This window comes from Chryseobacillus diguaensis (genome assembly GCF_049220665.1).
GTDB lineage: Bacteria > Bacillota > Bacilli > Bacillales > Bacillaceae > Metabacillus_B.
The window spans coordinates 25,782-41,314 of the sequence record NZ_JBMKNV010000013.1; the positions used below are offsets into that span (position 1 = coordinate 25,782).

The 15,533-nt window shown below is 38.2% G+C and carries 16 protein-coding genes and 1 riboswitch; of the genes, 4 read left to right on the forward strand and 12 right to left on the reverse strand.

The genetic code is table 11. From position 1 onward, the window contains the following. Positions 1–100: 100 nt before the first annotated feature. On the forward strand, positions 101–283 hold the full coding sequence (locus tag ACOT8F_RS17070; protein ID WP_421653121.1) for a YkvS family protein: 183 nt from the start codon (positions 101–103) through the stop codon (positions 281–283). A gap of 193 nt (positions 284–476) precedes the next feature. Here ACOT8F_RS17070 and ACOT8F_RS17075 read toward each other — a convergent pair whose 3' ends face one another. Beyond that, entirely contained in the window at positions 477–1,268 is a 792-nt protein-coding gene (locus ACOT8F_RS17075; RefSeq protein ID WP_421653122.1) for a peptidoglycan-binding protein, read from the reverse strand. A 613-nt stretch (positions 1,269–1,881) separates the two neighbouring features. Between ACOT8F_RS17075 and ACOT8F_RS17080 the strand changes: the two genes are divergently transcribed. Next, positions 1,882–2,451 carry a GNAT family N-acetyltransferase gene (locus tag ACOT8F_RS17080; RefSeq protein ID WP_421653123.1) on the forward strand — a complete coding sequence of 190 codons (570 nt, stop codon included), beginning with the start codon at positions 1,882–1,884 and terminating at the stop codon, positions 2,449–2,451. A 66-nt stretch (positions 2,452–2,517) separates the two neighbouring features. Here the strand turns inward: ACOT8F_RS17080 and ACOT8F_RS17085 are convergent, their stop codons facing one another. The 7 genes from ACOT8F_RS17085 to ACOT8F_RS17115 all read right to left on the reverse strand — a co-directional run bounded on the left by ACOT8F_RS17085 (position 2,518) and on the right by ACOT8F_RS17115 (position 7,161). After that, a complete protein-coding gene (locus tag ACOT8F_RS17085) occupies positions 2,518–3,159 on the reverse strand; it encodes an esterase/lipase family protein (RefSeq protein ID WP_421653124.1) in 642 nt (213 codons plus the stop codon). 148 nt (positions 3,160–3,307) lie between these two features. Further along, complete coding sequence (gene queF / locus ACOT8F_RS17090) at positions 3,308–3,805, reverse strand: preQ(1) synthase (protein ID WP_421653125.1); 498 nt, start codon at positions 3,803–3,805, stop codon at positions 3,308–3,310. Between the two features lie 15 nt (positions 3,806–3,820). Further along, a complete protein-coding gene (gene queE, locus ACOT8F_RS17095) occupies positions 3,821–4,552 on the reverse strand; it encodes a 7-carboxy-7-deazaguanine synthase QueE (RefSeq protein ID WP_421653126.1) in 732 nt (243 codons plus the stop codon). Beyond that, positions 4,545–4,988 (reverse strand): 6-carboxytetrahydropterin synthase QueD, encoded by a 444-nt coding sequence (gene queD / locus ACOT8F_RS17100; RefSeq protein WP_421653127.1) that lies wholly within the window; start codon positions 4,986–4,988, stop codon positions 4,545–4,547. Before queD ends, queE begins: the two co-directional genes overlap by 8 nt. Then, positions 4,985–5,647 carry a 7-cyano-7-deazaguanine synthase QueC gene (gene queC, locus ACOT8F_RS17105; RefSeq protein ID WP_421653128.1) on the reverse strand — a complete coding sequence of 221 codons (663 nt, stop codon included), beginning with the start codon at positions 5,645–5,647 and terminating at the stop codon, positions 4,985–4,987. The genes queD and queC overlap by 4 nt, the downstream gene beginning before the upstream one ends. A gap of 113 nt (positions 5,648–5,760) precedes the next feature. Next, positions 5,761–5,805: riboswitch (PreQ1 riboswitch) on the reverse strand. 111 nt (positions 5,806–5,916) lie between these two features. After that, positions 5,917–6,393: a hypothetical protein gene (locus ACOT8F_RS17110; protein ID WP_421653129.1), complete on the reverse strand. Its 477-nt coding sequence runs from the start codon at positions 6,391–6,393 to the stop codon at positions 5,917–5,919. 15 nt (positions 6,394–6,408) lie between these two features. Then, positions 6,409–7,161: a hypothetical protein gene (locus tag ACOT8F_RS17115; RefSeq protein ID WP_421653130.1), complete on the reverse strand. Its 753-nt coding sequence runs from the start codon at positions 7,159–7,161 to the stop codon at positions 6,409–6,411. A gap of 194 nt (positions 7,162–7,355) precedes the next feature. On the opposite strand from ACOT8F_RS17115, the gene ACOT8F_RS17120 reads away from it, so the two are divergent. After that, complete coding sequence (locus tag ACOT8F_RS17120) at positions 7,356–7,523, forward strand: hypothetical protein (RefSeq protein WP_421653131.1); 168 nt, start codon at positions 7,356–7,358, stop codon at positions 7,521–7,523. A 372-nt stretch (positions 7,524–7,895) separates the two neighbouring features. Here ACOT8F_RS17120 and ACOT8F_RS17125 read toward each other — a convergent pair whose 3' ends face one another. The 4 genes from ACOT8F_RS17125 to ACOT8F_RS17140 all read right to left on the reverse strand — a co-directional run bounded on the left by ACOT8F_RS17125 (position 7,896) and on the right by ACOT8F_RS17140 (position 12,096). After that, on the reverse strand, positions 7,896–8,027 hold the full coding sequence (locus tag ACOT8F_RS17125; protein ID WP_421653132.1) for a DUF6254 family protein: 132 nt from the start codon (positions 8,025–8,027) through the stop codon (positions 7,896–7,898). 282 nt (positions 8,028–8,309) lie between these two features. Beyond that, on the reverse strand, positions 8,310–9,659 hold the full coding sequence (locus ACOT8F_RS17130; RefSeq protein WP_421653133.1) for a hemolysin family protein: 1,350 nt from the start codon (positions 9,657–9,659) through the stop codon (positions 8,310–8,312). A 633-nt stretch (positions 9,660–10,292) separates the two neighbouring features. Further along, positions 10,293–11,033 carry a metallophosphoesterase family protein gene (locus tag ACOT8F_RS17135; RefSeq protein ID WP_421653134.1) on the reverse strand — a complete coding sequence of 247 codons (741 nt, stop codon included), beginning with the start codon at positions 11,031–11,033 and terminating at the stop codon, positions 10,293–10,295. A 28-nt stretch (positions 11,034–11,061) separates the two neighbouring features. Beyond that, positions 11,062–12,096 (reverse strand): YkvI family membrane protein, encoded by a 1,035-nt coding sequence (locus ACOT8F_RS17140; protein ID WP_421653135.1) that lies wholly within the window; start codon positions 12,094–12,096, stop codon positions 11,062–11,064. A gap of 1,224 nt (positions 12,097–13,320) precedes the next feature. Between ACOT8F_RS17140 and ACOT8F_RS17145 the strand changes: the two genes are divergently transcribed. Next, positions 13,321–15,453 (forward strand): ATP-dependent Clp protease ATP-binding subunit, encoded by a 2,133-nt coding sequence (locus ACOT8F_RS17145; RefSeq protein ID WP_421653136.1) that lies wholly within the window; start codon positions 13,321–13,323, stop codon positions 15,451–15,453. The last annotated feature ends 80 nt before the right edge of the window (positions 15,454–15,533 follow it).

Here is a 15,533-nt window from a genome sequence, read left to right on the forward strand (position 1 = left end):
ACTCACAATTTTTTCTAATTTGTCTCTTTACTTTGTATCATAAATAGTGCAAAATATTTTCTAATGGGGGTTTATTGCATAAATAGAAGGAGAGAGGAATTTGAAAATCGCCAAAGTTGGGAATTTAATCGAATTTAGAAACGGCTTAAAAGGTATTGTTGAAAAAGTCAATGAAAATTCAGTTATCGTCGATCTGACTTATATGGAAAATTTTCAAGACCTTGAACTTGAGAGCCGTACAGTGGTTAATCATAAAAACTATAAAATTCTTTCCGAAAAATAAGAACGCTTTCTCTAATTCTTTAAAACGGAAAAGAAATACTTATTGTTCAGACCATAACTAGTATGTTTTATACTTCCATATTGATCCTGGCTGCAAGCCAGTGATTTTATAAAACGGAGGCTCTAAGCTTCCGTTTTTCCCATTTTTGTATAACATAGTCCAAAAAAAAAGCCGCAAGCGGCTTCTATGTAACTTATTCGTATACCTTGATTTTTACTGGTTTTCTGCCCCAGTCCATTGCGTCGCCTAATCCGGATTTAAACACATCAATTTCTTTGCCGTTAATGGCTCCTCCAATATCTCCTGCAACTGCTTTTCCGTATCCTTCCACATCTACAACAGATCCCAGGGGAATAATCTTCGGATCAACTGCAATAACTTTTCCCTTACTGTATTTCTTAAGATCCATGCCTACTTTTGTAATGCCTGAACATCCTTTGCAATTTGCTGTGTAGGCTGTACTGTTAACTGTCATTTCTTTTACTTTCTGTCTTACCTGTTTTTTGTTTAGCATGGCCATCGTTCTGCTTCCCGCTATACCATCAGCTTGCAGTCCATTTTTCTTTTGAAATCTTTTAACCGCATTAGCTGTAGAGCCTCCGTAAATACCATCCGGTGATCCTTCAAATGCGTTCCATGCTTTTAATAGATTCTGAAGCTTTGTAACTGGCCTTCCTGCATCCCCATTATGCAATACCTTCAATTTGCCGGCTGTTGCTTTCCCAACGATACCGTCTTTTTTCAAGTGATATTTTTTTTGAATTTCTTTTACCGATTTCTCTGTAATTGGGCCGAAATAGCCTGTTGCTTTCGTATAAGGAAAAGCATTTTTAGCAATTAAGTATTCTTGCAATTCTTTAATATCATTGCTGCTCATTCCCCGCTTAACTGTTTGGTCTCCAATAGATGCTTCACCTATAATCGGACTTACTATTGCTGAACCAATCAGCAAGCCGCCTAGTGCTATATTTAATTTTTTAAACATGTGGTTCCTCCTGTCGAATATTCATACAAATAAAAAATACGCTTGCAAGGCAGCTTTGTAGGCGTTATACCTGAAAAACGAATCAGAAGAACTACTTTTTTTCTATTTTCTAGCATTAATAGGCTGAAATAGGAATTTAATTAAAAATCAGAAATTAAATCATTAATATTTACATAATAATTCTAAAATCTATTAACGAAAAAAAGGAAATCTGAAAAAAATACCGAATAATTGCATAAATATATTTTTTAAATTAGCTGTTTTCGCAAAAGATTATTGCTATTCGTAAAGTCTTAGGACACACATAAAGATTAGCTTCGTGGCATCTTTTCTTAAAATTCGCAAGTGTATCCTTGCTCTAAATCACTTAAATGGAGAATGTTATCGCATTGATTGTTGCTATTCGAACGATCATAGAACACGCATAAAGACTAACTTCGTGGCATCCTTTCTTAAAATTCGCAACTATATATTGGTCCGCGATCTTCTAATATACATGAGGAAGCAACAATGTTTAAGAAAGGAGCCTAAATGGATTGAAAAAAAACAAAGTTTAAGAAAAGAGCCTTTAAATTTTAGGAAAACGAGTCAGATATACGAAGGAGTTGGAAGCATGCAAGCAACTGGTTTTCCGTTACTTGAAACCAACCGGCTATACTTAAGGGAAATTACCCAAGAAGATAAAGACAGGCTTTTTGAAATCTTTTCAAAGGAAGAAGTAATTACTTTTTATGGAATGGAGATAATGAGTCAGCCCGCTGACGCTGAAAAATTGATTTCTAAATTCAAGGAAGGATATGCAAGCGGCACTTCCATCAGGTGGGGAATTACCACTCGGGAAACAGGAGTATTGATTGGAACGATCGGATTTCATAATTGGAGCAAGATTCATTGCAGAGCAGAGGCAGGATATGAAATACACCCTGATTATTGGAGAAGGGGCTATGCCAGTGAATCTCTGAAGGCAGCCATTCAATATGGCTACAGCTCTCTCAATCTGCATCGCATCGGTGCTACAGTAAGACCTGAAAATCTGGCTTCCCTTATGCTATTAAAGAATATGGGCTTTGAAGAAGAAGGAATATTAAAAGATTATCAATATTCAGGGGGCAATTTTTACGATTTAATGATGCTCTCCATCAGAAATGAGCGGGAAGAAATTTATCATTTGACAGCCCTGTGAATGGCCATAATAAAAAAGCATCCGCATTTAAAAGGACCGGCCTTATTCAGGCCAGTCCTTGTTTCATTAATTCGTATTTTTTCCTCCGCCGTTCAATCCCTCTTTAATCAGCTTATTTACATCACTGTTCATAAGCATTCCTAAATGGTCTGTACCGCTGATTTGAACGTTTTTTGCTCCTTTAAGGGGTGAAAGCCAATTATTTACGACATAGTCGCCTGAGCTGTATATGGACGTATATAAGATTTTATGATTAGGATCAGTTCCAAGTGGGGCAACAGATGTTACCATTTTGTTTGGTGATCCAAAAGTGATGACATCATTCACCTTATTGCCGCCGCCATCTTTAAGGATATAAGTAAGTGCATTCGGTCCGCCCATGCTATGGGCAACGATATCCACTTTGCTTTTTCCTGTTTTCTTTAATACTTCATCTACATACGAAGCAAGCTGTTTTGCATTATTTTGATTATTTCCTGTTTTGTCCTGCATCTCAATGGGATACAGTTCATTATCTGTCCACCCTTGTGTTTTCAGGTAATTCTCAATACTGTAAAAGCTTGCGCCAATACCGCCTGCACCATGAATAAAGATAACAGGATCATGTCCTGTTGTTTGTGCTTTTGAAACAGAAGGCTGTATGGTTACAGCAGAAAAAAGAATAGCTAAGCTAGCAATTAGTGAAAGTAGTAATCTCTTTTTAATCATAATTCCCTCCTAAGTGTTTGACTGCTTTCTTGCTACTTCAATTGTTATACAAAACGAATTGACAAACAAGCGGAAATTATTAGCAGCAGCCTCTCTCCCTTGTAAAAACGCAAAAAAAGAATCCCTTTGAAGAGATTCTTTTTTATTCTTATCTGTTATCCACTGTTTCAGGATACATATCGTGATTCATTAATCGATGCTCTGCTATTTTTTCATATTTTGTTCCAGCTTTTCCGTAGTTCGTGTATGGATCAATGGAGATGCCGCCTCGAGGAGTAAACTTACCCCATACTTCAATATAGCGGGGATCCATCAATTTAATAAGATCGTTCATGATAATGTTCATGCAATCCTCATGAAAATCCCCGTGATTTCGGAAGCTGAAAAGATAAAGTTTCAATGATTTGCTTTCTACCATCAGTCTGTCAGGAATGTAACTAATATAGATTGTTGCGAAGTCCGGCTGATTGGTTTTTGGGCAAAGCGAAGTGAATTCAGGACAGTTCAATTTAACAAAATAATCTCTGTTCTGGTGCTTATTTTCAAATGATTCCAGCATCTCAGGGGAATAATGAAACAGATAATTCGTTCCCTGGTTTCCAAGCAATGTTACGCCTTCCAGTTCTTCTTCATTTCTTCCAGTCATAATAAGTCTCCTTTTTTAAACTCCGCGCTTGTTTCCCCATACAAATGTGTGCAGCTGAGGAAGGACACGGACGTTATTTAATTCGGAAGCTTCCGTCACTTTGTTAATAAGCCATTCATATTTCGTTAACAGCTTCTGCATCAGCTTTTCATCATTTTGCTCAAAGATATCATCATTACCAGTCTGCAGGTAAAAAGGGACCTCAGGATACCTTTTATGAACTTCTTTTGCATAATTGAAATCATCATCATCAAAAACAACTACTTTTAAACTGGCATTTTGGAGTCTGCCATTGTTTTTGAGGTGAGCAAAAATTTCATCAAGCACATGAAAATTTGTCTTCATTCCTGAGCTTGGAGGCTTAGGTGAAAACGTTAGATCATCAATTTTCAAAAACCATTCCTGGTAGCGGCTGCCCTGTGTTTCAAGTGCTACCGCTATGTCATTCTGGTGCAAAAGGTCAATAAGAGCATCCAGGTTTTTCAGCAATGCGGGATTGCCTCCTGAAATGGTTACATGGGAAAACCGGGTTCCTCCAAGCGCTTTAAGCTCCTTATATACTTCCTCAGCAGTCAGCTGACGAATTTGATCCTTTGCTGTCCCGTTCCAAGTAAAAGCAGAATCGCACCAGCTGCAGGAGTAATCACAGCCAGCCGTTCTCACGAACATCGTCTTCTGGCCTATGACCATTCCTTCCCCCTGAATGGTAGGACCGAAAATCTCAAGAACAGGAACCGTTTTAGTCATGGGATTTCACCTGCTTTGGCCGGTATACGACATAACTCGTTGGTGTCTCTCTGACAAACACTTGAACACAAACTGGCTTATGGGAAAGAGTATCGAGATCCTCTTGGATAATCTCATATATTTTTCTTGCAACAACCTCAGTTGTTGGAAAATGATTGCCGTTTTCCCCGCTGAAGATGTCTGTTGCATCATTTAAAACACTATGATCAAACCGTCCATGAATCAGATTTTTAATGCGTTTGAAATTAACTAAAAATCCTGATTCATCAAGCTCGTCCCCTGCAATCGTCACATTCACAAAATAAGTGTGCCCGTGCATATCCTGACATTTTCCTGCGTCATGATGCGGAATAAAATGAGCAGCTGATAGATGCATGTCTTTATTAAGTTCATAAGAAAACGGATGGTTTACTTGTGGATAAATTTGATGGATCATTTGCCTGCACCTTCTTTTTTGGCAAGGTAATCCTTCAATCCTTTATTTCTCAGCCTGCATGCCGGGCATTCTCCGCACCCATCCGCTATAACACCGTTATAGCAGGTTAACGTTTTCTCGCGAATAAAGTCCAGCGCATGAAGCTTGTCAGCAAGCTCCCAAGTCTCTTCTTTATTAATCCACATAAGCGGTGTATGAATGACCATCTGTTCATCCATAGCAAGATTAATGGTGACATTGCAGGATTTAACAAATTGGTCCCTGCAATCCGGATAGCCGCTAAAATCGGTTTCGCAAACTCCTGTTACGATATGGCGGGCTCCAACTTGCTTTGCAAGAATGGATGCAAAGGTAAGGAAAAGCAAATTCCTTCCGGGAACAAAGGTTGAAGGCAGCCCGCCTTCTTTTTCTTCAATTTCAATGTCATCTCTCGTTAATGCACTTGGAGCAAGCTGGTTAAGGAGCGCCATATCAAGCAGATGGTGCCTTACCCCAACTTCTGCAGCAATTGATTTTGCAGCTTCTATTTCAAGGCTATGCCTTTGATTATAATTGAATGTAACCGTTTCAACTTCTTTAAAATTTTCCAAAGCCCAGAAAAGACAGGTAGTACTATCTTGTCCTCCGCTGAAGACTACGATTGCCTTATCATTTTTCAAGCTGGTTCCTCCTTTAGTATTGGAGGTTCTTATACAACAAAAAAAGCACCCGTACATAAACGAGGTGCAGAACAATTCTATAAAAACGATAAAAAAAACCATATCCAAGGATATAGTCCTTAGTTTTTTATAGAGGGTTGTGCTAGAACCTCTCCTGCTATCATGCAGAATTTACTATTCGTTTTTCAGTTAGGCTCTTTTCTTATTTATTGAAAACAGCCTTTAGCTATTCCACTATAACATGGCAATGAGAGTTTGCCAACTAATAATTAAGTCGAATCCTCTTCCATTTCCAGCCTTCCAACACCGTATGCCCCAAATGTCCATAGAATATCCTCAGCTCTGGATAAAAGATCCGGAGTACAGCGGATCAAAACGATAACGTTTCCCTGCCGATTATTTTGATTAAGCTTTTTTCCTTTTCTTTTCAAGTTAATATAACTTAGTAAATAACCAAATAACAGCCCTGTAATTAATCCGATCAATCCCCAAAGGACTGGTCCCAAATAAAGGTGAAGACCGAAAATCACTCCAAGCATCATAAAAACAGCTCCGAAAGCGGCAGCAAGGTCTACCATGCTTTTTCCGTCATTGTAATATTTCTTGTCAATGATATGAATTTCGCTATCTCTTTCCATAAGAGGAACGACCATTATCGCAGTTTTGCAGAGTCCATTCCGTTCAAGTTCACTTAGGGCCAATTCAAGGCTTGTGGAATAAGAAAACGTTGAAAATATATAATTCATCTAAAACCCAACCTTTTAAAAGGGCATTTTAAAGCGGGGATGCTGATACTCTTTTTTCAAATACTTGCCCTGTTCTTTATCCATCAGTTTGTTGTATACAACTGTATTGATGTATGAGTCATAAATAATAAAGACAAACAAAGACGGTATATACAAAAAATGCTGCGGGTTCGCTATTTGATGAACATCAGAAAACCTTCCGGAGGCAGTATAGAAAATGCATTGATACAAATGAGAGTGGTATGCTACATATATCCACAGGATTAAGCCGAATATGATGGAAGGCAGTCTGTTTAAATAAATATGGCCTAGTCCTGGTGTCAGCGATGACCAAAAAAGTGCCCAAAATGGCTTTCTTTTTTCCAGTACGTTTACTTCAAGGGAAGACATATTCCTCATGGCTATATGGTAACCCTCCCTGCAGGACAGAACATAATATTTGTTGTATTCCACAGCCCGTCTGTAACTGTCCCAAATATTAAAAACATAAACAGTTATGTAGAGCCAAAGCCCGTCCTCTGAAATCACTAGCTTTGCTGTATCGAATTTTCCAATCATGCTATAAAAGATAGCTTCGTTCAAATGTGAGTAATTATTGATTAATACTTCCCAGAGCATAAGAATAAAACCGGTTAAATATTTGCCAAGCAAATAATAGCCAAAGCCCGGAAATGCAGCTGACCACCATGCTATGATCCACGGATTTCTTAAATGAAATATGTTTGTTGTTATCGGATTAATGAATGCTGCATACCTGCGAATCGTCATAAGATTGCTCCGCTCATGTCTTTTTGTTCATTGTTCCATATTAGTGTGTGTGAATAGAAAAAATTATATGCACTAAAAAAAGCGGTAGCTTCAAGGAAAAGCACAAGTAAAGCTTGGCTTGAAGGTTGTTTTTTAACCTTCTAGACAGATTGGCTTATGAACTTGAGCCGATGGTGCCTGGAGCTTGATTCAATGTGAAAACTGATTTAAGTACAAAAAAGACTGCCGATTGGTATCAGCAGTCTTTGCTTTTGGATTTTTCGCAAAGATTGCTGTTTTTCGTACAAGCTCTTATTACGCATTCAGCCAAGGCTTCGGGACATCTTTTCTTAAAGAATATTGCCTTGCCGATGGTTTGTTAACCGTAATATAGGGTCATGGGCAGCAAAGTTTAAGAAAAGAGCCTTGCTTTTGGCTGTTCTCGCAAAAATTGCTGTTTTTCGTCCAAGCTCTTATCACGCATTCAGCCAAGGCTTCAGGGCATCTTTTCTTAAAGAATATGCCTTGCCAATGGTTTGTTTAACCGTAATATAGGGTCATGGGCTAACAAGTTTAAGAAAAGAGCCTTGCTTTTGGCTGTTTTCGCAAAGATTGCTGTTTTTCGTCCAAGCTCTTATCACGCATTCAGCCAAGGCTTCGGGGCATCTTTTTTTAAAGAATATTGCCTTGCCGTTGGTTTATTAACCGTAATATAGGGTCATGGGCAGCAAAGTTTAAGAAAAGAGCCTTGCTTTTTAAAGCTTGTCATCTTTATAATCTTTAACTTCACCGCTTAATTCTTTCAGCGATTTGATTTCTCCATGAGGATTTTGCTTTTCCTTCCTTTGCTTCCACTCTCGTTCCTCCCGGCTTTTTGGCTTGCTCACTTTTCCACTCCCTTTCTGTTCGATTTATCCTATTTATCCCCTAACTGCACTTCCCCCATTCCTTTGTGGGTTTTTTCTATTTGTGATAAGGCTGTTTTCGCAAAGATTGTTGCTAATCGTATTGTCTTAAAACACGTATAAAGATTAGCTTCGTGGCATCTTTTCAACGCAGGTGTATTTATGCTATATATTACTTAATTGCATGAAAAAACAACAAAGTTTAAGAAAAGTACCTTTGAAAAACATGCAGAAAAAAACACCTGATTTCTCAGGTGTTTTCACTTATTGCGGGGAAGCAGCCATTCCCGGATTTTCAAGAATTGTCCGTGGCTCTTCCTTAGGAATACGTGTCATTTCCAAGTACTGAATATGGTGATTTGCCATATCCCTTACGCGGAATGTATAGGGGGCAAGTTCAATGACTTCCCCTTTTTGAATATCGTATTTCTCGGTAAGAATCCATCCGCCGATCGTATCGACATCTTTGTCGTCAATTTCCAGACCGAATAGATCATTAATTTCGCTTACAAGAACTTTTCCATCAAGGATATACTTATCTTCATTGACCTTCTGGATATATGGAATCTCATCTGAATCAAATTCGTCCCGAATTTCTCCAACTATTTCCTCCAGAATGTCTTCAGCAGTAACCAATCCAGCCGTACCTCCATATTCATCAATCAGAATTGCCATATGAATCCGTTCTTTTTGCATCTTCAAAAGCAGATCATGTATGGCAATTGATTCGATGACTTGAATAACGGGTCTCATATATTGCTGAATAGATAAGCGCCCTGTTTGCTTATTTTGAATAAGATCAGTAAAAACCTCTTTTATATTGACCAAACCGATAATATGGTCTTTATCCCCGTCCACGACAGGGTAACGAGTGTATTTCTCATTTTTCATTGTTTTAAGGTGTTCTTCAAGAGGTTCATCAATTGCCAGGGAGACAATCTCAGTCCTCGGCACCATGATTTCTTTTGCAATCCGATTATCAAATTCAAAAATTTTGTTAACATATTTGAATTCTGACTGATTAATTTCGCCGCTTTTAAAGCTTTCAGACAAAATAATTCTCAGTTCTTCTTCACTGTGGGCATCCTCATGCTCAGAAGCCGGTTTTAAACCGAACAAGCCGGTAATAAACCTGGCTGATCCGTTTAAAGCCCAGATGAAAGGATACATAATACGATAAAAAAGAATCAGTGGTCTTGCAAACCACAAACTGATGGATTCAGCTTTTTGAATAGCCAGTGACTTCGGCGCAAGCTCCCCAATCACCACATGAAGAAATGTGATAATAGCAAAAGCAATAAGAATGGATAGAATCGGTGATATCGGTGCTAAAACCGCTGCTTTATTAAATAAAGGGCTTAATAAATGTTCCAATGTTGATTCGCCAATCCAACCCAACCCAAGAGCTGTTACTGTAATTCCTAATTGGCAGGCGGACAAATACTCATCCAGATTTTGAATGATTTTTTTCGCTGCAAGTGCATTATTATTGCCTTCTGCAACCAGTTGATCGATACGCGAACTTCTTACCCTGATAATAGCGAATTCCGATGCAACAAAAAATCCGGTCAAGGCAATCAATAGTGCGATAAGCACCAAATTTACTATGTCCAAGTAGTTTCCTGTTTCCGTATGAACGGAAAAGGAGGTCACCTCCTGAGTTTTTAAATAGAAAATATCCAATGTTTTTCATTAATCTTAATTAATTCTTCTTTATAACCTATGCGGCAAACCTCATTAATTGTGAAAACAGCATATGACAAGCCATTTTCTTACAGCAATCCGGACAATGCAAGAAAGCCGGCACCAAACATGAATGTTTGATTTTTATATCCTGCATAACATGCTGCAAATCCTCCGCCTGTCTGTTTATTGCAAGTTATCAAGGGCTCCTTCGGTGCAGAAGCGGGAATTGGAAAAGCACGGGCACCATACAGCAGTCCATACCATCAGATCGTCATAAGCCAGTCGCTCAAAGACGCCTGCCATTGCCGCTGTTTCACCTATTATCATTTCTGCCCCATTTAACCACCCCGATCCTAATCTTTAAGAGAATCATAATCTAAAAAAAACAAAACAGTCAAACGTAATACTTGAACGATTTCCTAATAAATATGACTAAAATGATTAAAAAATACCGTATTTTGGTCCTTGTGCTTACCATTTTGCAGGATATCTTCTTTTTATCAGGAATCTCATGAAAAAACCCTTTAAACATTTCTGTTTAAAGGGGAATTCTATTCTTTATTATACATCTTCTTTCAAGCCCCGGTACCTTGATGTCTTCAATTCCTTAATATAAGGTTCAAGATCAGGCATGTCCATTTGTCTTGCAATAGTGATTGATTGCTCAATATTATAAGGCACTCTTACCAATTGGATGGAAAATGGCTCAGGTGTTTCAGCATCGAAAATACCTTCTAAAACTGCGTAGGAAGCCTGTGGGAGATCAAGCGGATTTCCTACACTGCCTGAATTAAAAAGTGTTTTTCCGAAAAAATGCTGCACAAATGCCTGATGAACATCCCCATACCCTACTATGTCAGGGATTTTGTTTTCAAATCCTGTCATCGCTGTATTTTCAAACATGCTTACCCGTTTTTCAACGCTGTCCCACGGCTGAACTCTTGTATAAATACTAAAAGGAGATGCATGGAATAACCGAATACTCTTGCCGCTCATTATGAAATCTATAGAGAACGGAAGGTTTGCCAAATAAGCTTCATCTTCTTGATCCAGCTGTGCTTGATGCCATTTGAGTGTTTCAAATTCAGTTTCTTTTATAATGAAGTCATCCCAGTTCCCTTTCACGGTTTTTTGGCATGCGCTTCTGATTCTATTAATGGATTCTTTTGATTCAGGTCCCTTTCCAACAAGATCTCCAAGACAGAAAACTTTTTGTATATCCTGTTTTTCTATATGGTCAAGAACAGCTTCCAAAGCGGGGATATTGCCATGAATGTCAGAAATGACTGCGATTTTGTCCAATTTATTTTTTGCCTCCCATCCTATAATGCTAATTAATAGGGGTTTTTTTGAATATTAAAAAGATCAGGAAAATTAAGGTGATGAGTCCTAAAAACGGATAGATAGAAGAAATAAGCCTGCCATATCCAAAAAGGCTGATCGCATATGCTGCAGCTAATATCCCGCAAACGATGACCATCCCGGGCAGTTTCATATAATGCAGGACTAATTTTTCCATACCATATAAATTTCCGATAACGGAGGTGAATACTTCCCCAAAGATCACCAATACATAAATATAATAGGCTGCTGAGAAGACAGTTTTCATCACCTCTGCCATTGGAATATCATATGCAAGTACATCAGGAAGCATCAGAAGGGCAAAATGACTTCCAAGCATAATAAAAGTTAAGATAATGCCTCCAAGAATGCCTCCATACTTGAGTATTTTTTCATCTCTTACTTCAGCAGCCAGCGGTACAAGCACGGCTTGTGATAAGGCTAGATTATAGGCCGCATAGCAAATAGAAGAAAAAATCCAATTTATAGAAATAATATTTTGCTTATCCAGGATAAAAGATAGCTGGTTTCCCCAAAATGAGCTAACTGTGACCACAAGGCTAAGCAATAATAGCATAGGAACGACAAGCATATTTACTCCGACTAATCCTTTTACTCCGCGCATCATAACGATCATCGTCAATCCTGCTGTGACAATCAGGCCTATTTGGGATGGAAGATGAAGACGCTCTTCAAAGATAGCTCCTCCGCCTGAGAGCATAACAGAAGTTACTCCTAAAAGAAGAACGAGCATAATGACGTTAACAAAGCTGCCTGCCCATTTCCCAAATAAAAAAAGGTTAAAGTCTTTAAAAGAAACGGCACCTATTCTTGAGGAGATGACCATCATTTTTGTACCGAGAACAGCAAACAGAATTCCTGCTATAACTATACCAAAAGTTCCTGCTGGTCCAAATTTTGTGAAAAATTCAACGATTTCCCTACCAGTTGCAAATCCTGCCCCAACTACTGTGCCTACATAAACAAAAGCAACTTGAAGCACTTTAAAAAAGTTTTGTCTCATCGCCTCACCTGCTTCTCTCCTCTTTTTATATGACTCTTTTCTTAAGGCTCATTTCTTAAACTTTGTTGCTTTTCTCTGAATAAATGAATTTTGAACAGATATCCATCTTAGAATTTTTGAGTAAAGATGCACGAAGCTTTTCTTCATTCGTTTTCCTAATTCATACGGGTTGCGCATATCTTTGCGAAAGCATCCTTTTATATTTCTATGAGACAAGTTGTAAAGAAAGAAGAAAAAAAAGATTTGTTAAAAAGGATCTGGCAAAAAAAGAATATAAGCCTCACATGTTAGCTATGTAACCTGGTGTCAGTCTTTGTCGGTACAGAAAGTCTTTTTTTCGGCAAAGAACAGCAAGTATATGTACAGTTATTGAAAAAATTGGTGGGATTTTTCTTGGGAGGGAGTTCAATGACTTCTATCATTAGAACATTAAAAGAGAGAGCCAAGCAGCTCGATCCTTTTATCCATGAACTGTCCGATCCGATTATTTTAATGGAAAAGGGCTGAAAAATTTTGGATATCAATCAATCATTTTCAAATTATTTTGGGTGGTCACACAAGGAGGCCACCACTTTTTTATTTACAGAAATATCCAAAAATACGTGCAATTTAACCTTAAATGGTCCCTTCCCTATTCAAAGGGGCTGTCTTTCCCAAATTAACTGTTCAATGATCTGGCCAGCTGACTGTTCTGCAAAATCAGCCATTCATGTTTTTCCTTTTAATATCAACGAGAAGGAAAAGCAGCTTTTAATTGCCGTTAAAACAAATATTCAGCAGCACCGTTTAGCAAAGGAAGCTTAATGAAGACCGTTACCGGCTTATTTTGGATCATACATACGACTTGATATGCGTAATTGATAGCAAATGTACCTACCAATTTGCCTCAGCATCATACAGAAAACAACAAAGTTGAAGAAAAGAGCCCTAAATAAAGCAATAAAGTTGAAAGTCAGTAAAGGTCAAAGTATACTGATATACCGAGTTAAAGACACACCTTCTGTCCTATTGTATTTTTGACTGGAAGAAAAAAATGAAACAAAATACTTGAAAGTCAAAATTGGTCAGGGTATAATAAGGTCAAAGTTAGTCAAAATGAGTTGTTCCACTTTTCAAGTTTAAACTTTTGTACGAAGAGGAATAAACTCGTAATAGCCAATTGAGCTTTTTTAACTTATATTCAATTGGTCAAAATTAGTCAATATATTTAGGAGGTTATCCTATATGAAATGTCAAAACTGTCATGAAAATGACGCAACTATACAATTAAACGTTCAACTTAATGGGAATAAAAAGCAGTTCAATCTATGCCAATCCTGCTATGCCCAATATAAACAGGAAGTTCCTTCCGGATTCAGCGGAGGCGGCGGATTCAATTCCTTTCCTTTTGATCAGTTCTTTAAAGGTATGGATTTTTCCGGTCAGCAAGAAGCAGCAGGCTACCAAACTGAACATAAAGGCAACGGTGGCGGCGGAGGCTTAATTGATAAGCTCGGAAGGAATCTTACTCAGGCTGCACGAGCTGGATTAATCGATCCGGTTATCGGCCGTGAAGAAGAGGTTGAACGAATCAGTGAAATCTTAAATCGCCGCAATAAAAATAATCCGGTGCTGATTGGTGAACCTGGAGTAGGTAAAACGGCTGTTGCAGAAGGATTAGCATTAAAAATAGCTGAAGGCAAAGTGCCTGCTAAATTGAAAAACAAAGAGATCTACCTGCTTGATGTCGCATCTCTTGTAGCCAATACTGGAATTCGGGGCCAATTTGAAGAAAGAATGAAACAGCTGATTAAAGAGGTTCAATCAAAAAAGAATATTATTCTTTTTATTGATGAAATCCATCAAGTGGTAGGTGCTGGTTCTGCTGAAGGCTCTATGGATGCAGGAAATATTCTCAAACCAGTTCTGGCAAGAGGCGAATTGCAGGTCATAGGTGCTACCACTTTGAAGGAATATCGTCAGATTGAAAAAGACGCTGCACTTGAACGACGTTTTCAGCCCGTAATGGTGCTTGAACCAACAATTGAAAAAGCGATTGAAATTTTAAAAGGAATTCAATCCAAGTATGAGGATTACCATGAAGTTTCATTTTCAGAAGAAGCCATTAAAGCTTGTGTGACTTTGTCTCACCGTTATATTCAGGATCGATTTCTTCCTGATAAAGCCATTGATCTTCTTGATGAAGCAGGATCTAAAGCCAACTTGAAGCTGGATCGGGCAAGCGAAGCATCCGTTCATGAACGGTTAGCCCAGATTTCTAAGGAAAAAGAAGACGCAGCATCAAAGGAAAATTATGAATTAGCTGCAAAACTTCGTCAAGAAGAGATCATTCTTGAAAAACAATTGGAAAAAACTGCTTCTGAAGACAAAGTAATCGTTGATGTAAAAGACATTCAGCATATCATTGAAAAGAAAACAGGCATTCCTGTCGGCAAACTTCACCAGGATGAACAGGCAAAACTGAAAAACCTTGAAGAAAATCTGGGCCGAAAAGTCATCGGCCAAAAAGAAGCTGTTACAAAAGTTGCAAAAGCTGTAAGAAGAAGCCGTGCAGGCTTAAAATCAAAAAACCGCCCAATAGGCTCCTTCCTCTTTGTAGGACCTACTGGCGTAGGGAAAACAGAGCTTACCAAAACGCTTGCTGAAGAATTGTTTGGCTCTAAAGAATCTATGATCAGACTTGATATGAGCGAATATATGGAAAAACATGCTGTTTCAAAAATTATCGGTTCACCTCCAGGTTATGTCGGCCATGAGGAAGCAGGTCAATTAACGGAAAAAGTGCGCCGTAATCCTTACAGCATTATCTTGCTGGACGAAATAGAAAAAGCTCACCCTGATGTTCAGCATATGTTCCTGCAAATACTTGAAGATGGACGTTTAACTGACAGTCAGGGAAGAACGGTAAACTTTAAAGATACAGTGATCATCATGACAAGTAATGCAGGCACAGGTGAAAAAAGAGTGTCCGTTGGTTTTAACACTGGATCATCTGCAGTTAAAGAAAGCAGTATTCTTGATTCACTTGGTTCTTTCTTTAAACCTGAGTTTCTAAACCGATTTGACGCCATTGTAGAATTTGATTCACTGGAAAAAGAAGATCTGTTGAAAATTGTTGATATTCTTCTTGAAGATCTTTCCATGGCATTAAGCGAACAGGATATGGAAATTATTGTCAGCAATGAGGTGAAAGAAAAGCTTGCAGAGCTTGGCTACCATCCTGCATTTGGTGCACGCCCGCTGCGCAGAGTGATTCAAGAACAGCTTGAAGACCAAATTGCAGATGTTTTACTAGAAGAAAACGATAAAAAAGTTCTTCATGTTGAATTGGAAAATGGCGAAATAGTTGTGAAGTAAGATTTAAAAAGCGTTTGAGCATTAGCTCAAACGCTTTTTTTATTCTATCAGAATTTATAATATTTCTTTACACAGTTTGC